The organism is Leptospira abararensis, from assembly GCF_016918735.1.
Taxonomy (GTDB): domain Bacteria; phylum Spirochaetota; class Leptospiria; order Leptospirales; family Leptospiraceae; genus Leptospira_A; species Leptospira_A abararensis.
In genome coordinates, this window is sequence record NZ_JAFFPR010000007.1 from 1 (window position 1) to 25,555 (window position 25,555).

Consider the following 25,555-nt stretch of genomic DNA (forward strand, 5'->3'; position numbering starts at 1 on the left):
TTCAATACGAGTGCCATATTGCCTCATAATTAATAGTATTCCAAATCAAAATAATGCTTCAAAAGTAAAAGTATTCGAAGTAACATTCTACCTCTCTTCAGGTTTTTTGAAGAGCTTTTCCCAAAGCTGCGAATCCTATAGAAATAGCTTCTCGAGTTTGGCTTTCCCGAAAAATACGGAGAGAAATGACTTTGAAAATAGAATTTATTTTCCCTTGAATATGAGAATACGGTTATTATCAAAATCACTTACAAACAATAGTTTGCCGACCATATAGACTCCAAATGGATTTGAAAGGGTTCTTGCTGTTGGGTTAACTCCTGCAACTCCGGTCTGCCCGTCGTCGTTTGCGGAATTGTTCGTAAAATTATTTTGACCCAAAACTTTGTCTGCAGCCTGTCCGTTTCCAGTAGGAATTGAATCCCAGATTAAAACCCGATGGTTGTATGCGTCACCTATGACCAACTGCACTCCGTTAGAATAAACATTATAAACACCACCTACCTGGAAACCACCACCCGTTGTGGTGGAGACCGCACTCTCCATAGAGGACTGGCCCAAAACCAGATCCGCAGGTTGGCCGTTAGTCGTAGGAATCGTATTCCAGACCAACACTCTTCCGTTAAATGAATCCGCAACAAATAATCTGGTACCATCTGACCAAACCCCACCGGGAGTTGAAAGAGAGCTTGCGGTTGGTGTAGGTCCTCCTCGGTTGGGACTGCAGGAAGTGAAATCAGCCTGGCCAAGTACAACGTCGGCCGGAGAATGATTAGAAGTGGGTATTGTATTCCAAATCAAAACGCGATGATGTCCTTCATCAGCGACAAATAATTTACCATTGGCTGTGGAAACTCCCTCACTTCCTAACAAATCTGTGTTCGAACAGGTTCCACCGCCGATCGTTGTAAAATCAGGAACACCTAACGCAACATCAGCGGCTACGTTTGCGGTTGGTAACGAGTTATAGATCAAATGACGGTTATTAGTAGTGTCAGCGACAAATAACTTGTCATTGGAGGACGCAACGTTCCAAAGGTATCTAAAAGATGTAGCCGATGGAGGAATTGCAACAAGGGTAGAAATAAAATCCGTTTGGCCGATCACAAAATCTGCTGTAGCGCCATTCAAACTAGGAATCTGATGATAACCCAAAATACGATGGTTTCTGGAATCGGATATATACAATTTATTACCACTAACTGTAACTGGTCCCGGTTGGTTCAAACTTGCTCCCGACAAAATAGAGTTTTTAGTCTCAAAATCGGGCTGGCCAATGACAATGTCAGCACTCTGGAAATTAGTGAATATAACAGCAGTTTTAGCGGATACACCTACGCAATGCGGCGTAATGTCTCGTAGAGTTTCTTTTAAAAATAAGGTTTCCCAATATGTATTGTTTGCGGGATCACAAGGATTTCCCCATTCGAAAGTAGAGCAATCGTACAAACTGAGGAAAATCAGCAAAGCACTTAGAGATAAGCTAGTCTTAGATTTCAGAAACACTTTTAGTTTATGATTCTCCATTGGTGCCAAAAGCAGTGAGAGAGTATTGGGAAAATCTCAGAACCTTTCCCTTTTAGGCTTTTCCCTAGTGTTTTCGACATTTTTGGTAGTACTAAACACTAACCAACTATTGTCGATCAAATATATTTCCAAGAATGGAAAAATAACCAAAATCTTTTTTTCGAAGTTTGCGGAAATCACCTCCATGCAAAATTTCCAATGCTTGAGTAAGTGCAAATTGTATTCATTAGGGGAAAGGTGGGAAAAGACAAAGAGAGGATAATCCTCCCCTATCCTCGGTGCGAAAAATCATCCTAGCTGTTGTACTCAACTTTCAGTGACACCATACTTTTGATTCCATCCTTCCTGCTCTGTTTTCCTTGAGATTGGGTTTACCAATGATTTGGAAAAACGAAGGCTGCTTTAGATACATTTTTTAATTTAGGTCGAGTGCTTCATCCTCAATTGCAATTGGAAGTGATAATATTCCCAGGCGCCACAGCAACAAAAAGACCATTTCCATAGGCCACCTGACTCCATGAAAGCGATCCTCCCGTGTTTCTAGCCGTCCAGGTTATACCATCCGTTGAGGTCATGATTTGTTGACTCGTACCATCTAATGATACCGCTACAAAAAGCCCATCACCATAAGTTACATTAAGCCAAGTATATGCATGTGTGGCGGAACGTCCCGTCCAGTTGATACCGTTAGTTGAAGTCATGACTTGATTTGTGCCATCACCCGCTACTGCTACAAATAAACCATTCCCATATGTTACGGAATACCAACTGTTCTGTTCAGAGGCAGATCGCGCCGTCCAAGTAATCCCGTTTGTTGAAGTCATGACCCTATCTGAGCCAGTACTCGCTACAGCCACAAATAAACCATTCCCGTACGTTACGGAATACCAATTGTTAGCTGGTGCGCCCGTACGCTCTGTCCAGGTGATCCCATCTGGTGAGGTCATGACACGATTCGTATCGGAAGTGGATGTAGCCACAAAAAGGCCATTTCCATAGGTCACTCCTTTCCAACTATACGTTGGTACACCAGTTCGCGCGGTCCATGTTACCCCATCCGGTGAAGTCATAACTCGATTTGAACCATTTGAAGATACAGCTACAAAAAGACCATTTCCATAGGTTACCGAACTCCAATCGTTCGCAGCAGCTCCGTTTCGTGCAGTCCAGGTAATCCCATCGGAAGAGGTCATAACTCGATTCGTACCACGGCTTACAGCAACAAATAGTCCATTTCCATAGGTTATGGTATTCCAATTGCTCGCTTCTACTGCAGAACGCGTCGTCCAGGTAGTGCCATCATCGGCGCAGTTATAAGTTCTAGTGGTAGTTGCTGTCGTTCCTGCGGAATTAGTGGCAAGAAAGGCTAATATTGCGGAGAAATCGTTATCTTTTTCTGGAGAACAGGAGAAGATAAAAAGGACTAGCATAAGAAGGGTATTTTGTCGGGTCGAATTCATCATGATTGAATATTTTTCTCACTCTTTTTGCAAAAAACAGCGGACCAACCTAGTAGTATCCCCAGAACCAGAGTTCTGCTCTCTAGGGTTTTCCCTGTCTTTTGCACATTTTTGGCATTTCAGAACGTTGGTCAACCAATGTCGACTAATAAATATTTCACTGAATATAAATAAAAAGACAGAATCCTCTAACTAAGAAATTACCTCGGTTCATCAGAGAGCAGGTTTAGGGAAACAAATATGGTTTAAAAAATTTCAGGAATCTTTTCTCCTATTTCCTAGGAAAGATTGTTACCAAGTATAAGAAACAAAATCCTACTTTTTTACAGATTCAGTTTGTTTTGGAAATTCTTTCTAAGTACTTAGCCAAGTTTCCGATATGTTCTTTCCCACCTTCAATAGCTCCGTATTTCGCATTCACTCGTTCCAGCTCTGCCTTACTAGAGAAAATCTGTTCCATGATGAGATTAGTTCCTTCCCCTGCTCCTTCAAATACGATTCGCGATTGGAAGTCCACATCCTCGTCGCCCTCTCCATCTCCAATATGTTTATAGGTAATGGAAAAAGGTTTTTTGATCTCTATAAATTGAATTTTGTTTTTGTAGTTATGCCCATCGGGACCATGCATTACAAAATCCCAAATACCACCGTTTGAAAAATCCAAACTATTGATGGTTAATGTAAAGCCATCGGGACCCCACCATTCCGTAAGGTGTTCTCCTTGCGACCAGACTTCAAAAAGTAAATCAGCTGATACGTCAAAATATCTTTTATAAGTCACCTTATTGTTCTCTATGATTGTCTCTGTATTATTTTTTATCATGGGATCTCTCCATTTTTAGTTTCATTACATATCGATCCAATTTGTCTAAACGTTTGGTCCATAGATTCCTGATTTCAATCATCCAATCTTCCATCTCTTTCATTCCCGATTGATTCAGACTATAAATACGTTTCTGCGCATCCTTTTTCATCTGAAGGATATTTGCTGCTTTTAGCACTTTCAGGTGTTGCGAAATTGCGGGAGGACTCATTTGAAAATTTTGGCTGATTTCTGTGGAGGTCAGTTCCCCGTTTTTTGCCACAAGTCTTACAATATCCCTTCTCGTATCATCTGCTAAAGCAGCAAAAGCATTCATGAAATTCATTATATATAGTTTACTTAATTAAGTCAATGCTTAAATAATTCAATTACCTGAGTCCCAATTTGCTAACATTTAATTTTCTCTATGTAGAGTATTGACAAATTCGGATCAAACATATATACTCATGTATAGTTAGCATAATTTAAGTGAAGAGGTGATTTGATATGGGATTAAAACCAGGTCCAAAACCAATTGCAAAATCCACTGGGAAACCAGACCAAAGACGACGCGATAACAAAGACACACAAGGGAATACTCCAGGCTTAAAACCGTCAAAGAATTCCAAAAAGTGAAATGCCAATCTATGAAAATGATATGTAGATATTCACTATAATACTTACATATCATTGAGTGTAGAATTGAATATTAAACTGGAAAAAACCAAGTTTTAGATAATTTGGAAGTCATTAAATATTATATTCTCTGAGATTATAAAAAACCAAAATATCTTCATTTTGAATTAAGTTTTCTAAAACCAACCACATAACACACTAAAGCCGGCCCATATCTGAACAAAATCGCACCCTGTTCAACGAATCAAATTTTAGAATCACTATGATTCTAATTTAAAAATTCAAATTTCCTTTTTTATCACACATATGTTTTTTTTATTGCAAACAAATCCCAAACCTATGTCATTCTCTGTCAGTGGCGAATTACGGAACAATGTTCTCATAACAAAGTTCGGAAAAAATACTAAACGAGGAAACAGATGACAACATCACTTCTTAGAAATCCTTCTGTTGTGGTCATAGGTGCTGGGATGACTGGCATCCTACTTGCGATTGAATTAGAAAAAGCAGGTATCACGGACATTACCATTTTAGAGAAAAAAAGTGACTTAGGCGGAACTTGGAGAGAAAACACCTATCCCGGGGTTGCTTGCGACATTCCTGCCCATATGTATACTTATAGTTTTGAGCCAAATCCAGAGTGGAGCCACCGTTTTGCCCATGGGGATGAAATCCAAGCCTACTTCAAAAGAGTAAGCGATAAATACAAAGTCACTCCGAAAATTCATTTCAATGAAGCGGTTACGGAAGCATCGTATAACAATGGAAAGTGGACGACTAAAACCAATCAAGGGGAAACCTATAACTCCGATTTTTTGATTTCGGCAACAGGAATTTTACACCACCCTGCCAGGCCAGAAATCCAGGGATTAAATTCCTTCCAAGGCAAATGTTTTCATACAGCCGAATGGGATCATTCAGTAGATTTAAAAGGAAAACGAATCGGGGTCATTGGAACCGGGTCTACAGCAGCACAAGTGATTCCTGAAATGATCAAAGTAGGGAAAAAAGTTTCAGTGTTTCAGAGAACCCCCCAATGGATTGTAAAAGTTCCCGATACCAACTATACCGAAGAAGACAAAAAAAAATGGAGAAAGGAACCTAATATTTTAAAACGATTCCACAAATGGTATACCTTTGCCGTAGAACAGACTTTTTCGAAGGCAGTAATCGGTAAAAAAATCCCACATATGCTGATGAGCTTTCTTTGCAAAAGAAATCTCCGAATTTCTGTTAAAGATCCATTACTTCGCGCAAAGCTAACACCTAACTACCGAGTGGGTTGTAAACGAGTCATCGTGAACTCAACTTTCTACGAGGCCATCCAAAAACCCAATGCAGATTTAGTGACAGAAGGGATTGAAAAAATTACAGAAAAGGGAGTTCTTACTAAAGATGGAACACTTCACGAACTAGATGTTTTAATTCTTGCGACTGGGTTCCATCCCTTTAACTTTATGAGGCCAATGAATCTAACAGGGAAAGATGGAATTAGCATTGAATCCGTTTGGAAAAAGAAAGTTCAGGCCTATCGTTCCCTATTCATTCCCCACTTTCCGAACTTTATTCTCATGCTCGGGCCAAATACACCTATCGGAAACTTTTCTGTCATTGCTATGAGTGAAGTGCAAACTAAGTATGTAATGAAAATTATCCAAGATTGGAGAAAAAAGAAATTTGATGAAATTGAAACCACAGAAGAGGCATTAAAACAATTTGCAGCTTATCTCAAGGCAGGAATGGGAAATACGGTTTGGCTCGGTGGTTGCCAAAGTTGGTATTTAGACCCAGACGGAGATCCGGCTATGTGGCCTTATACATGGAGTCGTTGGGAAAAAGAGATGAAAACCCCTGATTATAAGGACTTTGCGATAAAATCCTTGTGATTCGAATTTACAGCCCATACAACATCACTTCGGTCTCTATTTATAGAGACCGTTTTTTTATCTGATATTATTTCTGTGAATTCTGTAATTTAGATTCAATGTCTTTTAAGGTTTTGTCTAGAACCAGTAAGTTAGTGGTTTCAATCATCTTCTCAATATTCGCAGTCCGATAAAAACCATAAATCTCCACTGTCATTTCTGCCTCTTCGGCGATTGTATTGGAAGCATACACTTGTGTACCTTTATACAAACTATATTCGATTTGAACCTTATAATTGGTTTCTCTGATTTGGATTGGCCAATAACCAACTAACGGATATATTGCAGGCCAAGTCCACCAATAGTTATAACTATCAGAGTATTTCGGAAGAATGGTCACATCCAAAATAAAATCGTCCGTTGCCATTTTAGTAGATTCATTAGGGGCAGATACTTTACTAAATAATCGAGTGGATTTGAGATAATCTATAAATACAGATTTCCAACCAGCAACAAAGGACAATCGATCCGGGGTGATGATATCAAATTTTCCTATAAAAACTTGATTTGGAAATTTCGAAATGAGAATTTGAGAATCTTGTTTTGCAGGAGGAATTTGTTTTATATCTACTTGGCAAGACAGAAAACTAGCGAAAAGGCACAGAACCAATATTAGGGAACGCATTTGTAGATTAAAACGAAAAGACCTAACAGTTGTCAAGTGTATCATGACGTATTTAAGACATATTTTGATTAGAAAAATTAAAGATCTCAGTCATTTTTAATTCAAGAAAAACTGAATTAATCGAGAAATTCCAAGATAATCATTGGTTTTTTACCACCATCTAACAAAGAAACAATTTTTTCCAATATCTCCTTTGATACCCCAACACAACCAGAGGTAGATTTGTCTTCGTTCCAAGGATGAATAAAAATCATACTTCCTAAACCTGGGAAAGACGGTTTAGTATTGTGTTCGATCACTATGAATAAGTCATAAATATAGGGACTCCACAGGGAAACGGCTCCTTTTTCGAAACGGTTGATCAGTTGATTGTAATTTTTAGAAATAGGCGAGTCACTCCAGTGGTGGTTTTTTCTAATTTGAGTATATTCTAAGTTTCGAATTTCCCTTTTTTGTTTGCCTACGATTCTTTTTATAGGAAAAACACCTGCGGGAGTATGTCCATCCCCTTCTCTTTTTTCATTACTGAGGATCAGGCCATTTCGCCCCAAACGAACAGGGATTTTTTCGAGAACAGGAGTCCAATCCCCTTGGTGAACTGTATAAAAATCCAAATAACCGAGATTTTCTTTGGAAGAAGCAGTAATGAAAAGAATTTGTTCTGAATTCCAATGGGGGTTCAGTGCTTCCTTCATGTCCTCACTTCGCAAAGGAAAAAATGAAATAAGGAAGAAAAAACAAGTCAGAACGGGAAAAAAGTGAGTAGAGAGCGCGGGAAATAACTTGAATTTAAGGGAGAATCCTAAAAAACTGAGAGAAAGTGTGGAGATTTTTGTAGAGTTCAGGTGTTTCAAAACTCATTGAGTCAAGACCTGCTCCCCCTGCTGGGCTCGAACCAGCGACCCAATGATTAACAGTCATTTGCTCTACCGACTGAGCTAAAGGGGAATCTCGAATCTGTGACCATGCTACGTAGGAAGGTCGCTAGGTCAACGAAAAAAAACATTCAGAGCCTACAGAAATATTGAAAAAATTCTAATAAATCAGGGAAGGTAAGCTGAAAAAATAGATGTTTCCAACTAAAGATTCCCTCATTGTGACATAATCCTCTCCGCTCCTGGTAGGGGAAAAAATAGAAATTGTATATGTTGTTGTAGATGGGGTCTGCATGAAAATTGAGAGGCATTTTACCAAAGGGAATAAGGGTTTATACCCGAATTTAACTTGGGTCCGTAAGGATTCTAAAATTACGAATACGGACGGATCCGTTGTATTTGAGGCTAACGGAGTCGAAGTTCCGGATTTTTGGTCGCAAGTAGCAACAGATATCCTCGCGCAGAAATACTTTCGCAGGAAAGGTGTTCCCAAATATCTTAAGAAAGTTGCTGAAAAAGGAATTCCTGAATGGTTACAACGTTCCGTTCCCGATGAGGAAAAGCTCTCCGCTCTCAATCCAGAAGACCGATTTGTGGGAGAATCTGATTCTAAACAAGTTTTCCACCGCCTTGCGGGATGTTGGACTTATTGGGGTTATAAACACGGTTATTTTACCGATGAAGACAGTGCTCGTGTCTTCTATGAAGAAGTTATTTTTATGCTCGCAAGCCAAATGGCTGCGCCCAATTCCCCGCAGTGGTTCAATACAGGACTCCACTGGGCTTACGGAATTGATGGAAAGTCACAAGGACATTATTATGTGGATCCAAAATCGGGAAAACTAGTAAGATCTGCCTCTTCTTACGAACACCCGCAACCTCATGCCTGTTTCATCCAATCCGTGGATGACGATTTAGTGAATGAAGGAGGAATCATGGACCTTTGGGTTCGGGAAGCTCGCCTTTTCAAATACGGATCGGGAACAGGAACCAATTTCTCGAATTTACGTTCTGCCAATGAACCTCTCTCTGGCGGTGGTAAAAGTTCTGGTCTTATGTCTTTCTTAAAGATCGGTGATAGAGCGGCAGGTGCGATTAAATCAGGGGGAACCACTCGTCGTGCAGCGAAGATGGTTTGTCTTGACATGGACCATCCAGACATCGAAGAGTTCATCGATTGGAAAGTCCAAGAAGAGAAAAAAGTGGCATCCCTTGTTACGGGATCTATCCTTAACAACCGCCTCTTAAACGATATTATGACGGCCTGTTCTTCCGCCAAACAAACTCTTGGTGAAGAAGCATACGACCCTACTGCCAATGTGGACCTTAAAAAAGCGATCCAAAAAGCTAGGAAAGCATTTGTTCCAGACAACTACATCAAACGAGTGATTGACCTTTCTAGACAAGGTTACAAAGACCTACTTTTTGAAGAGTTGACAACCGATTGGCAATCGGAAGCTTACAATACGGTTTCTGGACAAAATTCAAATAACTCTGTGCGAATCACCAATGAGTTTATGGAAGCAGTCGAAAAAGATCTTCCTTTTAACCTCTATTTCCGAACAGAAAAAGAGAGAGCTCGTGCTGCGGGTCGTGAAGCAAAACCTTCTAAAACTTTACGTGCCCGTGACCTTTGGGAAAAAATTGCGAATGCTGCTTGGAATTCTGCAGATCCAGGAACGCAGTATCATAGCACGATCAATGAATGGCATACTTGCCCTGAAGACGGTGCCATCAATGCTTCGAACCCATGTTCCGAGTATATGTTCCTCGACAACACGGCTTGTAACTTAGCATCCGCGAACCTTGTTAAATTCTTAAAAGAAGATGGAAGTTTTGATGTAGAAGGATACCGCTACTTAAACAAAGTTTGGACCATTATCTTAGAAGTTTCTGTGCTTATGGCTCAGTTCCCTTCCAAAGAAATTGCGGAACTATCTTATAAGTTCCGAACTTTAGGACTCGGTTATGCTAACCTTGGTTCCCTTCTTATGATCATGGGAATTCCTTATGATTCACAAGAAGCTATGGCTGTCACTGGTGCGATCTCTTCCATCATGCATATGTCCTCGTATGCAACTTCTGCTGAAATGGCAAAGGAACTTGGACCATTCGCGGGATACGAAAAAAACAAGGACCATATGCTCCGAGTGATTCGTAACCATAGACGTGCTGCTTACAATGCACCGAAAGAAGAATACGAAGGCCTTACCATCACTCCAGTAGGAATCAATCCATCGTTTCTTCCATCTTACTTACTCGAAGCAGCAAAAGAAGATTCTGACAGAGCTTTAGAGCTTGGTGAATTGTATGGATACCGCAACGCTCAAGTAACAGTGATTGCACCTACGGGAACCATTGGCCTTGTTATGGACTGCGATACAACAGGAATTGAACCGGACTTTGCTCTTGTGAAATACAAAAAATTGGCTGGTGGTGGTTATTTCAAAATCATCAACCAATCAGTGCCTGCTGCATTGAAAAAACTTGGTTATAGCCAAGCTGAACAAGATGCAATAGTCAACTACTGTAAAGGCCATGCTACTTTCAACGGCGCACCAGGTGTGAATACGGCTCGTTTGAAAGAAAAAGGTTTTACAGAAGATGTATTGGAAAAACTCGAAAAACAACTTCCGTTTGTTTTCGATATCCAATTCGCATTCAATAAATTCACGCTAGGTGAAGATTTCCTTTCAAAAACATTAGGAATTGAATCAAATGTTTACAACTCCATGAGTTTTAATCTTTTGGAAACATTGGGATTTTCGGCAGATGAAATCGCTCAGGCAAACGATTATGTTTGCGGAACGATGACTATCGAAAATGCACCTTTTATTAAAGAGAAAGACTTAGCAGTTTTTGATTGTGCAAACAAATGTGGAAAATACGGAAAACGATTTTTATCCTATCAATCACATATCCGAATTATGGCTGCGGCTCAGCCATTCATTTCGGGTGCTATCTCCAAAACGATCAACCTTCCTGAGGAGGCAACCATCGAGGATGTGAAAAACGCATACCTCATGTCTTGGAAAGTGATGATCAAAGCAAACGCTCTTTACCGCGATGGATCTAAACTTTCACAACCACTTAACTCAGTATTCCAGTTGTTAAGTGCTGTGGGTGAAGAAGAGGAAGAACTCCAAACTTCTTCTGCTCCAAAAACGGTGACTGAAGTGGCAGAAAAACTTGTGTATAAATACATTTCGGAAAGGAGAAAACTCCCACACCGTCGTGCGGGTTATACACAAAAAGCTATGGTTGGGGGACACAAAGTATACCTTCGCACGGGTGAATACGAAGATGGCCAACTTGGTGAGATCTTTATCGATATGCATAAAGAAGGAGCGGCTTTCCGTTCTTTAATGAACGCATTTGCGATAGCAGTTTCTCTTGGCCTACAACACGGAGTTCCCCTAGAAGAATTTGTAGAAGCGTTTACATTCTTCAAATTTGAACCAAACGGAATGGTTTCTGGCAACCCTCATATTAAGATGTCAACCTCTGTGATCGATTACATCTTTAGAGAACTTGCCATCACTTACCTTGGTAGATACGACTTGGCGCAAGTATCTCCCGAAGACCTAAGAACGGATGAAGTAGGAAGAAAAGCAGAACCGGCAAAGGATCTGGTGGGAAAGCAGGAAAGTAGCGGGCTTCGTGCTCCGCTACAAGTTGCCCCTATTTCTATGAAGTCTGTATTGGAAGAAAAACCGGAACCGGTGGCAGTGGCTAGTGGAACAACACAACCAACGGCTGCACAGTCTGCTGCGGCAACTCTCAAAATCATTGCCGAAGCAAGGACCAAAGGTTATACGGGAGATTCCTGTACAGAATGTGGATCCTTCCAAATGGTACGTAACGGAGCTTGCCTCAAGTGTATCTCTTGTGGATCCACAACTGGTTGTTCCTAAAACCAAAAACAATTATCGCCAAACTCTGATTTTACATTAGGGGTTTGGCTCTTGGAAATTGAAAAGAGATCTCATGTTGAGGTCTCTTTTTTTGTCTAAAGTATATCTAACGAATTGGATAATCAAGAAACATTAACTTACTAAAACGCGTTAAAAACTGAACTATAAAATATTGGTTGATGTTTTATTCATCATTAGGTTAAAAGCTACCCAATAATCGAGAAAGCAAAAACAAAGAGGGTTATCTCCCTTCTTCTATTATGCATTCACTTATAAAAATAGAAATTTAGGGAGTTTTAAGGCACAGGAGCAGGTTCAATCGATGTTTCTTCTGATTTAGCTGGTGCACCACCTAATTGGTTTAAGTTGGGTAGGTCCACTTTAGGAGAAGAAAAAGTTCCTCGAATCGGGATACAAGTTTTTCCCCCTTCTTGCGGAAGGAGGGCGACCATTCCTACTAAATCTTGGCGTTCCTGAGCAAACTTTTCAGTAAGAGAAAAACAAACCTTTAAGTCCAATTGTGAATAAGCCAATGTATCTGAAAGACGAACCACTCCCTGGAATTGGAATTTGGCAAGAGACGACTCCAAACTTCCTCGTTCCAAAAGTAGTTTCCCGGATCGAATTTTAAAAAGAATATTCGCCTTACGAATGTCAGTTCCTTTCAAACTTCCTAAAAAAGGAATCTCTGGCGATTCTTTGATTTTTCCACCGGATAAGTCAATCTCCCCTTCCCCATTCCATTTAGTGATTTTATCATCCAATGGTGAAAGGCGGAGTGGAATGTCTAAAGTTTGGATACTTGCAGCCCATTCACTACCTTCGAAACTAAAATACCCAATATTTGCATCCCCGTCCAAACGGGACTGAAGAAGTCCAAAGAGAGAAACACCTAAACTAATTTCTTCTGCTTTAATCGAAGTACCGGATGGAAAACTAGCAACAAAACTATCAAAAGATTTTCTTCCAATCATCGGGAACCGGATTTCCTTTGCATCCATAAAGATCCCTGTTTCTTTACCCGTTTTTATAAGAACAGAACGAACAATTTCATTAAGCGGAAATATAAATAAAGTAAATACTAAAAAAGAAACAAAGGCAATGGTCACAAGAGTAATAACTTCTTTACGGTTTACCTTTGTATGTTCCTCGTCACCATCTTCATCATACAAATTACCATCATCGTCCAAAAGACTTTCTTGGACCGCTTGGTCTTCTTCATTAAGGAAATCCTCTTCCAATTCACTTTCTTTTGGCATATTATTTCCCTTTGGACAAACGACTATAGGATGAAACTTTTAAGTTTACATCATATATTTCTTTTTCGGCAAATGGCTTTCTAAAACTGAGTAAGTCTACCTTTGCTTGAATTTGTTTATTCTTCTCTATATCATAGACAAGTTTGATGATGTCTTGCAAAAGAACGGAACGAAAAGACACATCAATAGTAATTTTATTATAGTCCTTTTGGATGACATTACTCGTATCCTTCATGGTTTGGACTTTGTCTTTTAAGTTATATCTAACTAGAATCTGATCCAGTTTCGAATACATGACACTGACATCTTCTTCACTTCCACCAGACTGCAAACCGCGCAGATAGTTATACTCACGGATCACTCGATCAAGTTCCGTTGCCTGAGATCTAGTTTCAAAAATTTCTTCTGTTAAGCTATTTCTCAAATCAGAAAATAAAGTGATAATGGTATAAATCCCAAGAAGAGCCACAAAACTAATGAGTCCAGTGACTAAGACACGTTCTCTATCATTTAGCCTGTCAAACATTATGGTTCATCCTTAGGAGTCACAACATCCATTTTGATTTTAAAACTGACTTTGAATTTGTTTACTCCAGTGATCAGTCTTTTGTTTTGAATTTGTATATTGGTAAATTTTTCAGATTTCTCTAAAGCAGATTGGATAGTCCCAATTTCTCCAAATTCATTGACCCTACCATAAATCTGGATTTCTTTTTCTTCAAAATTAAACTGGTCCAAAATAAATGGCAATACTTCGGGGGAAGGAAATTGTTCGGTAGCTTCATTCAAAACATCCAAAACACTTTCTTGGGAAAGAAACAAACGGTAAATTTCTGTTTTCTTTCGTTCTGCTTTTAGTTTTTTATTGGCCTCAGTGAGTGGATCTTCCTCTTCACCGAGTTCTCCACCAATCCCATTTTTATATTTTTCTAATAATACTTGTTTATTTGCATTAATTTTGCGTTTATCCAAAATGATTCCAATTAAGAAGACACCAAACAAAAGTATAAGTGAAATACTTACTAGAATTAGGTGCGGCTTAAAAGCAGATAACTTAAACCGATTGGTATGGATTTTTTTTGCAAATCCTGTTTCTAAAAAATTTACTCGATTACGAGATTCAAAATGAGTTCCCGTAGCTACTGCGGTAACAAAACTGGGATCATTAATTCCTAAAAATTCATAACGCCCGGTTTTGATTCCTAACTTATCTTCTAAATAAGCAGTAAGTCCTGGGTACAAACTCGCCCCACCGGACAAAAGAATCAGACTTGGCCTTTCTGTTTCAGGAAGTGAGAAGATACTATTTTCTACTTCGTGGATGAGTTGGTCTATTTTTGCCAAAATAAACTTTCGTATAGATTTCCACTGAGTGGCTGTTATGTGATACTTGGAAAAGAAACTTGTTTCTTCTGACTTTTCTATAGTTTCAAAAAGGAAACCTACAGGAAGGGATTCCTTCAAAGCCCGGGCCTCTTCCAATTCAATTTTTAGTAAGTTGGCAATCTCCAAACTTACATCTTCCCCTCCGATATAAATTTGGCGGGTATGACGAAGTTTTCCTTCAAAAAGAACATTTAGAATGCTATATTTACCACCAAGATCCAATTGAAGAATGGATTGTTCTGCAAGTAACAACGGGTAGTTTTTGGTTACCAAAGAAGAAAGTGCAAAAGAATCCAGAGACAAACAAGATAAAGAAAGATCTCCCTTCGCAAAAGGTTTTAAAGCCCGAAGGAGTTCCGAATGGTGGACATTGAAGGATATAACTTCTGAGTTTTCTTTATTCGATCTCCAAGTTTTGCCAATGACTTCCAGTTCCTCCATCGGATAAGGGACTAAATTTTCTACTTCAAAGGGTAACACTTCTTGGATGGCTTTTTCAGAAACCAATGGTACCGTTAGATCCCGAACAAAAAGATTATGAATTCCTAAATTAAGAAGAAAACGATTTTCTTCGGGGAAAAAACTTTGTATGAAGCGGATGATATTGTATTCAAAGGGATCTCCTTCGGATTCATCCAGTTCCACTACGGGAAGACTTTCTGTGCGAAGGATCACTACTTTCCCGAGTACCTTTTTAAAAAGGACTCCCTTTAGAAATGTTGATCCATAATCGATAGCTAGGTATTGGTCAAATGATAACATAATTAATCTTCAGTATAATATAACATTTGGTTGTTGGTAAGGTCAAAAAGACCCGAAACCTTTCGAACCACTTTATCCTTTATAATCCCAACCCCTGTGATTTTATAAACTTCGCCTTTGGTTTTGATTCGCCCACCAGAGACATCTGTTCCTTCTCCCGCCAATTCCTTATACAGAGTGAGATCCCCTGTCGTTTTCACTTGGAATTCTGGTTCGGTCTCCAGATCTTTCAATTCTTTAATATAGCCTCCTTTCTGCAACTTGAGTTTCAAAATTTTCATAGCGGCTTGTTTGGTCATAAAATCAGATAGGGATATTAGGACAAAATAAGGTGCCGTATTGATATTGATTCTATCATCATAGGAATCCCCGGCCGGTAAGTAGGCCGTGATATTATTGGAGAGCACATAGTCTTTATCGGAACGAAGGGCCCTTTCCTCCTCTGTCATAAAGTCCTTGGAGTTATTTTTATCATAATCCTTTGGCTTCAAACTTTCATAAACTGTGGCCCGATCAAATCCTTTGACACTCAAGAGCTCTGAAAGCGAATAGAGTGGGGCATTTTTGATTTTTCGCGGCGGCGAAAGTCTGTTGTAAAAGTACTGTTCGGCACCACCACCAGTCTCTTGATGATTTTCATCAATCCAATCCAAAATGGGGAAAATCATCTCTCGTTTTAATCCAAATTGGTAGAAGAGACGAGTCACCATCTCAATGGTTCTTTGGTTCGGTTGGTCGTCGTAAATTTTCACCAGAGAGTTGATATTGATCTTTCCATCTTCCGGACTCATCGTGTAATAAATGACTCCACCTCCGAGAGGGATCGGAGGTGGGTCCATGGCAAGACCTGATTGGTATAAAACCTCTTCAGGGATTTTTTTCAAAGCTCCCACTGCTCCCATAAATCCTGCCTTTGCCAACATATGAGCTCGAAATCCATCGGCCTGGGAACGGGCCACTCGGTATTCCGTAGCGGCATCTTCAAAGAATTTGGAAGCCGTAAACATAGAAGCGGTACCAATGGCCATCACAAGAAGATAGACCATAAACCCCTTTTTTGTCTTCTTATTTATAGAGGATAACCGGATGCGCAAGCGATTCATATTTAACAAAGGCATTCCCCACTAATGATATAATTTCAAACCGAATCAGTCTTGGAATTTTTTTGGTAGTTCGGGAATTCCAATCATCTACCCATTTGTCTCCACGTTCGGAAAATTTCATTTGAAAACTCTTAACGTTCTCGAGTAAGACGTGTTCGACGCCACCTTGCGTAGGAAAGGTGTCAATCATTTCATCTTCCCGTCGAATCAGATAGGACAAACCGTCCATTTTGGGATTCGGCATCTTTCGTAAATAAAAGGAAACTTCTCGAACAGACGCCTGGCCCTCTTCTTCTGAATTGGGATTGGCGGTGGCAAAAACGATCCGATCATTTCTTCCGCCTGTCACACCTTCTTGTTTGCCTACAAACAAAATTCTCTTTTGGTTATCTATATAATAAGTACGAGCGAGAGTTCCCCTGATATTCTCCATCGCATACAGGATGTCCTTTCTGTTGGCACCCTTATTTGAAGCACCTTTTTTAGAAATTTTATTCGCTGTATAAAAAACAGAAAAAATTCCAGTAAAGATCACAGCCATTATCATGACGACGATAGAGATTTCCACAAGGGTAAATCCACGTTTATGCCTAGGCACAACAAACATTAGTATTTCGTACTCCGAAACGTTTCTACACTATAGGTTTCTTTTTTGTTCCCATCCGTATAAAAAATAGAGACCTTAACTCGAAATACTTTAAGAACACCGCCTGTTTCAAAACTTTTTTTCTGACCTCTTTTTTTCATAAGGTCACTAAAACCCACATCTTTATCGCCTAACATGTCCTTTGGTGCTTTTTTTCGGAGCGCTTCAGCATTGGGCCCTCCGGCAAGTTTCAATAAATCCATTTCTTCTTCTTTGATTTCTGTTTCAAAGGTATATCCAGGGAAGGCATCAATTGAACCACGCGAGGTGTCTGTCTGCATGGTGGTAGATGAATCCACTTGTGCCATTTTGATTTTTGCTAAATGAACGGCATTGGCAAGTAAAACCGCTTTCTTCTGATATGAAATCCCTTCCGCAATTAAGGAATAAGTGTATGTCATAACCATAGCCGCCATAGCCATAGCAATGGTGACTTCAAAAAGGGTAAAAGCCGAACGAAATTTGTTACTTAGGTTGGGTTTTTGCATTAGAGTCCACCTGTTCATCTCTTTCATCCAGTCCATAAGATATCTTTTGAATGGAATTTGTCTCAGGTTCTGGAAAGTATTCTGTTTTGTGAATTTTGATTTTTCCACCGTAGCGGTAGATTTGAATGGTTCGTTTGATCTCTGTATCTGAACCTACATATAAAAATAAATCTGTAGTGGTTCCTTGCGGAGTAAAAACAATTCGGATTTTTCCTTCAGAACGAGGTTTTCCACCTAAGTCCCGTACGCTGACGATTTTTGAATAAAAAGGAAGGGTGACTTTCTTCAAAATAGCTTCTTCTTCCAATCCCCCTTCCTCTCTTTTTAAAAGAAAAAACTGGTAATCCCTCTTTTCAAAATCATACTGAAAGAGTACGGCTTGGTTAGTTAATTGCGCTTTGTTGTATCCGAATTTAAAGGATTCCTGCAATTTTACAGCAATGTCTTCGGTAGAAGGAATGATCAGGTTACGGAGAGTTCCTCCAACGATCACCATGATAAGCCCAAGGATGGAGATCACAACGACGATCTCAATTAACGTGAGACCATCGCGTAATTTCCGTTTGGTTTTCAGAAGCGGTATTTTATCGGAAAGCGGCTGGGTAATCATCCGGTGAAAGGATATTAAAGTCTTTCGCTTTTCCTTCTCCACCTTCTTTTTTATCATCACCTAAGGTAACAATTTGAGGGACAGCTCCTTCAAATTTCAACACATATGGTGTTTTCCACGGATCTTTAAGAACTGCCTTTTCACGAATGATAGGTTCGTAATCGTCACCGATTTTATCATCGTCCGGTTTTTCGATTAACGCTTGTAAACCTTGTTCTTCCGAAGGATATTTATCATAAACTTCTAAATATCTTTCTAATGCAGTTTTTAACACGGCACTATCGTTTTTCAGTTTCAGTTTTTTTTCGCCTTCACCCCGGTTTCCGATACTGGAGTAAAGAATCGCCATAAGTGAACCTAAAATGAGCATTACCACTGTAATCTCGATTAGTGTGAGTCCCTCACGAATCTTTCTGTGTTTCCCTTTAGTTTTCATAAACTCTACATCCCCTGGATTTCTTGAGTTAGTTTGTACATAGGCGTCATAATTGCCGCCATAATGGTAAAAATAATTCCACCCATTACAATGATCATCATTGGTTCTAATGATTGGGTCAAAGATTTTATTGCCGTGTCGACCTCGGATTCATAGATTTCCGAGAGTTTATTCATCATTTCGGGAACTTTATCGGAGGCTTCCCCGGCACTGAGCATCCCAAGAACCATCTGGGGAAGGACTTGCGATCCTTGCAGGGAATCAGAAAGTTTCCCCCCTTCTTTGATTTTGATGATAGCACTTTCAATTTCTTCTTTAAAAACGGTGTGCCCCACCACATCAGAAACGATATTCAAAGAGACAATGAGCGGAACCCGGTTCATCAGAAGAATGGATAGATTTCTTGCAAAATTGGAAACTAAAATTTTACGAAGTAAGGTTCCAATCACAGGCAATCGCAAAAGGAATTTATCCCAAGTTTTTTTCCCTTCCCCAGAACTTTTCCATTTCATAAATCCGAGAAGTCCACCAGCAATCGCACCTAAAATAAAAAACCAATAGTTAGTAAGAACATAAGACAAAAATATGACTCCACGAGTGAGGAGCGGAAGTTTGGCATCAAAGGAAGCAAACAGCTGTTCAATTTGAGGAATGACCACAACTAGTAAAAAAATCGAAACACCTAGGGAAAGTAAACCCATAATCATGGGATAAATCATTGCCACTTGGACTTTTGATTTTAATTCAGAGGATTTTTCTTCCAACTCCGCTAGCCGGTGCAAGGTGTTTTCATAATTCCCTGTAGATTCGCCCACAGAAATCAAACTAGGATACTGGTCAGGGAAAACAGTTTTGTGTTTTTTCATGGACTCAGAAAGGCTCATTCCTTCTGTGATATCCGCTCGCATCTCAATCAAAACTTTTTTAAAATATATATTTTCCACTTGGTCAATAATGGAAAGTAGACATTTATCTAACGGAATTCCCGCACCAATGAGGGTTCCCAACTGTTTACAAAAAAGTCCCACATCCTTTCTAGGGATTCTGTATAATAATTTAGATAAAAATGGAAAAAGTTCTCTTTCCTCTTTTTCACGGTCTTCCTGTATGGAACGAACGTAAAGCCCCTTCGCCTTAAGTTTGTTACGCGCCGCCTGCAGATTGGGCGCATCGATGATGTTTTTTTCTTCTTTGCCTTTTCTGTTGAACGCAACGTAAGTAAAAAGTGGCATAAAATTTAAGATACCCGAAGGACTTCTTCTGGAGTGGTCACACCTTCAATCACTTTGAATTTACCATACTCCTGGAGTGTGGAGAGACCATTTTTAATCGCAAGTTCTTTGATCCGATTGGAATCAGCACCTTGCAAAATTGCCCTTTTGATTTCGTCATTCATTATGAGAAGTTCATACAAACCAGTTCGTCCCTTGTATCCTGAGTTTAGACAGGATACACAACCTTTTCCACGATAGAGAACCCCGTTTTTTAACTCTTTTCTGGATATCCCAAGGCCAGCCAAATCTTTGTCTGTTGGTTTATAACTTGTTTTGCAATCTTTACAAATGACCCGGACAAGTCTTTGGGCCATAAACCCAAGGACCGAACTTGTAATTAAATAAGGTTCAATTCCCATATCTACAAGTCGTGTGACAGCAGCGGAGGCATCATTGGTATGCAGAGTGGAAAAAACTAAGTGACCGGTAAGGGATGCTTGGATGGCAATCCTTGCTGTTTCCTCATCTCGGATCTCCCCTACCATCACCACATCCGGATCTTGGCGAAGGATAGAACGTAGCCCTGCAGCAAAGGTTAGTCCAATTTTATCATTCATCTGCATTTGAGAAATTCCATCCATTTGGTATTCCACCGGATCTTCGCAAGTGATGATGTTTCTCTCTTCTGTATTGATCTCAGAAAGTGCAGAATAAAGGGTTGTCGATTTACCAGAACCCGTTGGCCCTGTAACTAATATAATTCCATAAGGTTTGTAGATGAGTTCTTTAAAATCTTTTAAGATTTCCTTATTAAAACCCATCGTATCGATCGAATACTTTTGATCGGTTTTATTCAAAATACGCATTACAATTCGTTCCCCAAATTGACAAGGAATGATGGAAACCCGAACATCAACATCTTTCCCAGCTAACCTAAGTTTAATCCTTCCATCTTGAGGCAACCGGTTTTCTGCAATATTCAAATTGGACATGATTTTGATACGGGTCGAGATTCCCGCCAAATAAGACTTAGGTGGATTTAAAACCTTTTGTAAAACTCCATCCACACGGTAACGAACAACAACTGATTTTTCAAAAGGTTCCACGTGAATATCCGAAGCTCTTTCCGAAACCGCTTGGGATAAAATAACATTCACCATCTTGATGATAGGAGCTTCGTTAGAAAGATCTAAGGCATCCGATTCAAAAGCATCAGAAAGATCACCAAAACTTCCATCCATCTCATCCATCATCTCTTTGGCTTCGGCAGTGGTTTTGTCGAACTGAGAGTGGACAATCCTCATGATTTCGTTTTCTGTAGCGAGAACGAATTGGATTTCGTATCCTTTTAAGAAGGAACGCATATCATCCATGGGATGAAGGTCTGTCGGGTCAGACGTGGCAACGATTACTTTTTTGCCTTTCACAGAAACAGGAACAATTTTGGAACGTTGGACGAGTTTTAAAGGAATTTTCCCAAATACTTCTTCATTTGCAACAAACTCAAGTTTGTCGATAAAATCCATACGATGGAGTTTTGATAGGGCTTTTAGAATGTCAGTTTCAGAAGCGAGACCTTTTTTCTGAATGATATGAGTGATCGGAAGATTGGTTTTTTCCTGTTGTTTGGAAATATCCTCGAGATCCTTAAGAGTCAGGATCCCGTCTTCTAATAAAATTTGACCTAAACTCTTTCTCATCGCAGTTTCTTTTCTCGTTCGTCGACCATCCTTTCTTGTTCATTTTTCTTCTGGATGGTCATACGATCCGATTTGTCTCGGTCGTCTAGAATGTGCGGTGTTAAAAACACCATCAAATTAGTTTTACGATTTTGATTGGTAGTCCTGCGGAATAGTGTCCCAAGAAGTGGAATCTCCCCTAAAATCGGGATCTTTTGTACTTTCTTTTGTTTGTCATTAGAGAGAAGTCCTCCAATGACAATCGTTTGGATATTGTCCACAACGATGGTTGTTTTGATATCCCGTTTGTTAAACGTTGGGTTTCCCCCCGTTGCTTCCGAAGAAATTCCAGCTACGTTTTTAATTTCTTGGTAAAGATCGAGAGTAATACGATTGTTTTTATTGATATGAGGAGTGAACTTTAATTTAATCCCTGTTGGTCGGTATTCGAAGTTGGCAACAGTAACCGCGTTGTCCCCACCAAGACCGGCGTTACGGTTTTGGGTCCTGACCGGAACATCTTGCCCCACATTGATTTCCGCTTCTTGGTTGTCCAAGGTCAGAATCTGAGGAGCAGACAATACATTGAAATTTTCATTTGTTGAATTCGCATTCAAAATACCAATGATTTGTTGTCCCCCACGGCGAATGAAACCAAGGGAAAAACCAGATAGAGTGTTTACGTTTGTAGGTCTTCCATTTTTATCAATCACTCCCCCTTGGGCAGCAAGACCTGTGTTAAACTGTCCATAAGCTAATTCTTGATAACGCCAATCGATACCAAAGTCATTTAGGTCAGTAGAACTAAGTTCCACGATAAGAACTTCGAGTAACACCTGTTTTCTTGGGGTGTCTAAGATCTTGATGATTTTTTTAATTTCTTCCCATTCTTGGGGAGTTGCTGTCACAATGAGTGAATTCGACTCTTTGTGAGCTACGGCTTTGATTTTATCTTGTTTGCCAGGAACCTTTGTTTGTTGAGCGGCCACCGGTTGTGGTGGCTGTGCTGGTTTGCCATCAGCACCCGGTTCACCAGGAGGACCTTGAGTGGGAGCTACAGGTGCATCCGGCATATCTAATTTCACTAAAATGGCAGCCAATTTTTCCGCTTCATTGTATTCTAAAGTGTAGATATGAATATCTCCCGCAGAGGAGATGGAACCGGGACCATCAGCACGAACATCCAAGTTATCAACTAACTTAAGTAATTTGTTGATGTCCGATGTGGATCCAGAAAAAATCAAAGTGTTTTGGTTTTTTGGAATAATGATGTCTGTATCGGGAGATGTGACTCGTTTAAGGATGGGTTCTAGTTCCACCGCATTCGAAAATTCTAAAGGAACAATTTGAGTGATGGTTTTATTTAAAGCTACATCTGATTCCGATACAGGGTCCTTTCCAATCCGAACGATCGGGGACTTGGCTAGAGCATCTTTGATCTTTACTACTTTGATGAGATCATTTTCTTCAATGAGGCCAAACCCTTGTGTCTCTAAAACGGATTTCATAAATCCGTAAGCGTCTTCAATTTTCACTCGTTTTTGTGAAATGATAGTGATCTTCTTTCCTTTCACAGAATCATCAATAAGTATGTTTCGTTTGATGATGGCACTCATTCCCATTAGGAAATCTTTGAGTTCTGTGTCCCTCCAATCTGCCGTAAAACTGGCAGGTTCTGGGGAGGATTTTGTCTTTGGTTTTCCTTTCTCTTGGGAAAAACTCGGAGTGACAATTAGATAAAGGCAAATACTAAGTACAACTAAAGGAAGACGATTTCTCATTTTAATTCCGAATGATAAATTCATATGTGATTATTTTGCCTTGTCTCTCTAAATCCACTGTAATTTTCGGAGCTTGTTTGATCGAACCCCAAATTTCCAACATTTTCTCTGTTTCGTTGAGTGGCATTCCATTGACTCGTTTGATAATATCCCCACCGCGTGCACCGAGGGAATAAAACACATGGTCTTTTGCCACCTGATAGATCTTGTAACCCTCGATCTTTCCGTCTACCAAATGAGGGCCAAACCTCGCATTTTTATAGATAGTGTTCGGGTCTTTCAGTTTGCGATTCACATCCTCACGGGAAAGAACTTTTTGCACTGTCTGGCTGGAAGGCCCTAAATTGGATACTGCAGCCGCGTCTTTCGGACGAATTCTTTCTTTGGCCTGTGCAGGGGTTTCGCCAATATTCACCCTAAGACTAAGCCCCCCTTTCTTTAATACCACATAGTGTTGTTCGATGGTCTGGACTTTATAGCCACCTACCATCTCACCAGTTCCATACTCTTCAGAATCATTATTTTGTTTTTCTCGGACTGTCACCCGAGCAAAGGACCAATGTCCGGAAAGGGTTCCCGTAATCAACATTTGGTCGTCGTCCCCATTGTCCTGAGCGATTTCTGGATCTAGAGGCGATCCATCTGCCCCTCGTTTGGTGGCATCATTGGGATCAAATACCTGGCCACGAATGAGATTGCCCGTAACTATATCTTCGTACGTACTCACCGCCAAAATCACTTCTTGGCGCATTTGTTTGGGTCGGGCGCCTGCTACGCTAATCCCAGTTTCTGTAGAAAACAAAAGTAAGAGGACCAGTTTCAGCAAATAAGCAAGAGAAAAGGAAAAAAGTAAAACTGCCGGAATCAATGTCAAAAATTGACTCGACTGGATTCTTTGAAGGATTGAATTCATGCTCCCCACAAATCGGAGAAAGGCTCCGATTACATTCCGGCTACTTCAGATTTAGGGAGTCGTGTGACTTGTTTTTCCGTGATACTTAACGCCGATTCGGGGTTCATGATCTTCCCGTTTCGAAACACTTCAAAATGCAGATGTGCCCCTGTTGCCGTTCCTGTCCTTCCGACAAGAGCAACCACACGACCCATCTTCACCGTTTCCCCAACCTCAACTAAAATCTGGGAACAATGGGCGTAAACTGTTTTATAACCATTTTTGTGCTGGATAGTGACTGAATTTCCGTACCCACCGTTGCGACCAGTAAAAACCACTTCTCCATCAGCAGCAGAAAGCACTGGAGCTCCCACCTTAGCGGCAAGATCAAGGCCGGTGTGATACACGCGGTTGTATTTATTGAACGGATCGACTCTCCTTCCATACCGAGAAGTCACTCGGCTTTGCGGAACGGGCATAATAAAGATTTTTTTTAAGACCACTCGAGAAGAAGAAGCATTCTTCACTTGCACAGGAACTTCTAAAACCTGACCAATCTTAAGTTGGTCACTGGTGAGTCCGTTATGTTTTTTTAGTTTAGCAAGTTCGATAGAAAAGGACCGGGCAATCTTTGAGAGATTGTCCTTCTTTTGGACTGCATATTTTTTTAAGATGATGCCAGACTCGTGAACGACTGTATTACTCACAACAGGAGATACATCAATGTATTTGGGTAAATCAAGAGAAGCGAGTTCTACTTCTTCCTCTTCCCCCGAGGCATTGACACCAACCGAAAAGAGTTTATGAACTTCGGCTTCTTGTGATTGTGAGCCAAATAGGCGAAACATTGCAGATTCACTACCGGGAATTGTCTCATTGATTTCGGAATGTATTTTTTGAAATGGATTGGCTATGACTTGAGTTCCAGAAAGAACCAAAAGGGAAATGATTGCCAACCGAAGAACCTTCACCCTTTCAATATCGGGACTTGGGGGCAAGAATCTTGAACACGAAACAAAGAAAGAATCAAAACGAACCAATTGCGACAACCCTAACCATTATTTCTTTTTTTTGACACTGGGTTCAACTAGAGTGAATTTTTTACCAACCCACTCGTCGACATCTTCCAAGTCATACTGCTTTTTCTTCACATCATCATTGATGATGTAGGCTGCCAATTTTCCCACAGAAGACTCTCTAGACTCTGCAATGGGATAAACCTTCAATTTCAAAAGAGAAGGAGTGGATTCGATATAGATCTTAACAAGAGTTCCTTTTTTCCAAACTTCGGTTTGGGAAAATTTGATCTCTTCTTGTAAGGCATACGTCTTTCCATCATAGTATTCATTGATTTCCCTTAATCTTTCTTTTTTGATCAACCGTTGGGAACAATGACTGAACGCAAGGAGAAGAACGAGGGGAATTACACGAATGATACTACAATCCAAAGTAAACTCTGAGGAAAAGTCACCATGATGCCTCATTTATGAAAAGTCTTTTTTATTTTTTGGCCCAAAAGAGAGGATTGATGACCC

At 40.0% G+C, this 25,555-nt stretch carries 23 protein-coding genes and 1 tRNA gene; 3 read left to right on the forward strand and 21 right to left on the reverse strand.

The window, feature by feature from the left end:
• Nucleotides 1-204: 204 nt before the first annotated feature.
• The 4 genes from JWG40_RS01235 to JWG40_RS01250 all read right to left on the reverse strand — a co-directional run bounded on the left by JWG40_RS01235 (nucleotide 205) and on the right by JWG40_RS01250 (nucleotide 4,126).
• On the reverse strand, nucleotides 205-1,506 hold the full coding sequence (locus tag JWG40_RS01235) for an NHL repeat-containing protein (protein ID WP_332470256.1): 1,302 nt from the start codon (nucleotides 1,504-1,506) through the stop codon (nucleotides 205-207).
• Nucleotides 1,507-1,967: 461 nt separating this feature from the next.
• The gene (locus JWG40_RS01240; RefSeq protein WP_205284075.1) at nucleotides 1,968-2,990 is read right to left on the reverse strand and encodes a hypothetical protein; all 1,023 of its coding nucleotides are present in this window, start codon (nucleotides 2,988-2,990) and stop codon (nucleotides 1,968-1,970) included.
• A 328-nt stretch (nucleotides 2,991-3,318) separates the two neighbouring features.
• Nucleotides 3,319-3,810: an SRPBCC domain-containing protein gene (locus JWG40_RS01245; protein WP_205284076.1), complete on the reverse strand. Its 492-nt coding sequence runs from the start codon at nucleotides 3,808-3,810 to the stop codon at nucleotides 3,319-3,321.
• On the reverse strand, nucleotides 3,797-4,126 hold the full coding sequence (locus JWG40_RS01250) for an ArsR/SmtB family transcription factor (RefSeq protein WP_205284294.1): 330 nt from the start codon (nucleotides 4,124-4,126) through the stop codon (nucleotides 3,797-3,799). The genes JWG40_RS01245 and JWG40_RS01250 overlap by 14 nt, the downstream gene beginning before the upstream one ends.
• 170 nt (nucleotides 4,127-4,296) lie before the next feature.
• Here JWG40_RS01250 and JWG40_RS20000 point away from each other — a divergent pair, with 170 nt between their 5' ends.
• Both JWG40_RS20000 and JWG40_RS01255 read left to right on the forward strand, forming a co-directional pair.
• Nucleotides 4,297-4,425, forward strand: coding sequence for a hypothetical protein (locus JWG40_RS20000; protein WP_269751575.1), 129 nt, complete (start codon nucleotides 4,297-4,299; stop codon nucleotides 4,423-4,425).
• A gap of 419 nt (nucleotides 4,426-4,844) precedes the next feature.
• A complete protein-coding gene (locus JWG40_RS01255; protein ID WP_205284077.1) occupies nucleotides 4,845-6,311 on the forward strand; it encodes a flavin-containing monooxygenase in 1,467 nt (488 codons plus the stop codon).
• A 67-nt stretch (nucleotides 6,312-6,378) separates the two neighbouring features.
• Here the strand turns inward: JWG40_RS01255 and JWG40_RS01260 are convergent, their stop codons facing one another.
• The 3 genes from JWG40_RS01260 to JWG40_RS01270 all read right to left on the reverse strand — a co-directional run bounded on the left by JWG40_RS01260 (nucleotide 6,379) and on the right by JWG40_RS01270 (nucleotide 7,923).
• Nucleotides 6,379-6,975 (reverse strand): LBF_2127 family putative lipoprotein, encoded by a 597-nt coding sequence (locus JWG40_RS01260; RefSeq protein WP_205284078.1) that lies wholly within the window; start codon nucleotides 6,973-6,975, stop codon nucleotides 6,379-6,381.
• 116 nt (nucleotides 6,976-7,091) lie between these two features.
• A complete protein-coding gene (locus JWG40_RS01265; RefSeq protein WP_205284079.1) occupies nucleotides 7,092-7,670 on the reverse strand; it encodes a L,D-transpeptidase family protein in 579 nt (192 codons plus the stop codon).
• Between the two features lie 180 nt (nucleotides 7,671-7,850).
• Nucleotides 7,851-7,923: transfer RNA gene (locus JWG40_RS01270), tRNA-Asn, on the reverse strand.
• A 220-nt stretch (nucleotides 7,924-8,143) separates the two neighbouring features.
• On the opposite strand from JWG40_RS01270, the gene JWG40_RS01275 reads away from it, so the two are divergent.
• On the forward strand, nucleotides 8,144-11,764 hold the full coding sequence (locus tag JWG40_RS01275; protein WP_205284080.1) for a vitamin B12-dependent ribonucleotide reductase: 3,621 nt from the start codon (nucleotides 8,144-8,146) through the stop codon (nucleotides 11,762-11,764).
• Nucleotides 11,765-12,060: 296 nt separating this feature from the next.
• Here the strand turns inward: JWG40_RS01275 and gspN are convergent, their stop codons facing one another.
• From gspN to JWG40_RS01345, 14 genes are read right to left on the reverse strand one after another with little or no spacing between them, the layout of a single operon-like run.
• Nucleotides 12,061-13,023, reverse strand: a complete 963-nt coding sequence (gene gspN, locus JWG40_RS01280) for a type II secretion system protein GspN (protein ID WP_205284081.1) — start codon at nucleotides 13,021-13,023, stop codon at nucleotides 12,061-12,063.
• Between the two features lies 1 nt (nucleotide 13,024).
• On the reverse strand, nucleotides 13,025-13,549 hold the full coding sequence (locus JWG40_RS01285) for a hypothetical protein (RefSeq protein WP_100720138.1): 525 nt from the start codon (nucleotides 13,547-13,549) through the stop codon (nucleotides 13,025-13,027).
• Entirely contained in the window at nucleotides 13,549-15,171 is a 1,623-nt protein-coding gene (gene pilM / locus JWG40_RS01290; protein ID WP_205284082.1) for a cell division protein FtsA, read from the reverse strand. The genes JWG40_RS01285 and pilM overlap by 1 nt, the downstream gene beginning before the upstream one ends.
• A 2-nt stretch (nucleotides 15,172-15,173) precedes the next feature.
• Complete coding sequence (locus tag JWG40_RS01295) at nucleotides 15,174-16,274, reverse strand: type II secretion system minor pseudopilin (RefSeq protein ID WP_232369096.1); 1,101 nt, start codon at nucleotides 16,272-16,274, stop codon at nucleotides 15,174-15,176.
• Nucleotides 16,237-16,881, reverse strand: a complete 645-nt coding sequence (locus JWG40_RS01300) for a type II secretion system protein GspJ (protein WP_205284084.1) — start codon at nucleotides 16,879-16,881, stop codon at nucleotides 16,237-16,239. Before JWG40_RS01300 ends, JWG40_RS01295 begins: the two co-directional genes overlap by 38 nt.
• Nucleotides 16,881-17,408, reverse strand: a complete 528-nt coding sequence (locus JWG40_RS01305; protein ID WP_205284085.1) for a prepilin-type cleavage/methylation domain-containing protein — start codon at nucleotides 17,406-17,408, stop codon at nucleotides 16,881-16,883. Before JWG40_RS01305 ends, JWG40_RS01300 begins: the two co-directional genes overlap by 1 nt.
• On the reverse strand, nucleotides 17,386-18,018 hold the full coding sequence (locus JWG40_RS01310) for a type II secretion system protein (RefSeq protein WP_205284086.1): 633 nt from the start codon (nucleotides 18,016-18,018) through the stop codon (nucleotides 17,386-17,388). The genes JWG40_RS01305 and JWG40_RS01310 overlap by 23 nt, the downstream gene beginning before the upstream one ends.
• Nucleotides 17,993-18,454 (reverse strand): type II secretion system protein GspG, encoded by a 462-nt coding sequence (locus JWG40_RS01315; RefSeq protein WP_205284087.1) that lies wholly within the window; start codon nucleotides 18,452-18,454, stop codon nucleotides 17,993-17,995. Before JWG40_RS01315 ends, JWG40_RS01310 begins: the two co-directional genes overlap by 26 nt.
• 5 nt (nucleotides 18,455-18,459) lie before the next feature.
• On the reverse strand, nucleotides 18,460-19,686 hold the full coding sequence (locus tag JWG40_RS01320; RefSeq protein WP_205284088.1) for a type II secretion system F family protein: 1,227 nt from the start codon (nucleotides 19,684-19,686) through the stop codon (nucleotides 18,460-18,462).
• A gap of 5 nt (nucleotides 19,687-19,691) precedes the next feature.
• Entirely contained in the window at nucleotides 19,692-21,368 is a 1,677-nt protein-coding gene (gene gspE, locus JWG40_RS01325) for a type II secretion system ATPase GspE (RefSeq protein ID WP_205284089.1), read from the reverse strand.
• Nucleotides 21,365-23,128 carry a type II secretion system secretin GspD gene (gene gspD / locus JWG40_RS01330; RefSeq protein WP_205284090.1) on the reverse strand — a complete coding sequence of 588 codons (1,764 nt, stop codon included), beginning with the start codon at nucleotides 23,126-23,128 and terminating at the stop codon, nucleotides 21,365-21,367. Before gspD ends, gspE begins: the two co-directional genes overlap by 4 nt.
• A gap of 1 nt (nucleotide 23,129) precedes the next feature.
• Nucleotides 23,130-24,041 carry a general secretion pathway protein GspC gene (locus JWG40_RS01335; protein ID WP_205284091.1) on the reverse strand — a complete coding sequence of 304 codons (912 nt, stop codon included), beginning with the start codon at nucleotides 24,039-24,041 and terminating at the stop codon, nucleotides 23,130-23,132.
• A 29-nt stretch (nucleotides 24,042-24,070) separates the two neighbouring features.
• Nucleotides 24,071-25,069, reverse strand: a complete 999-nt coding sequence (locus JWG40_RS01340) for a peptidoglycan DD-metalloendopeptidase family protein (protein WP_205284092.1) — start codon at nucleotides 25,067-25,069, stop codon at nucleotides 24,071-24,073.
• A gap of 9 nt (nucleotides 25,070-25,078) precedes the next feature.
• Complete coding sequence (locus tag JWG40_RS01345; RefSeq protein WP_232369098.1) at nucleotides 25,079-25,504, reverse strand: type II secretion system-associated lipoprotein; 426 nt, start codon at nucleotides 25,502-25,504, stop codon at nucleotides 25,079-25,081.
• Nucleotides 25,505-25,555: the final 51 nt, after the last annotated feature.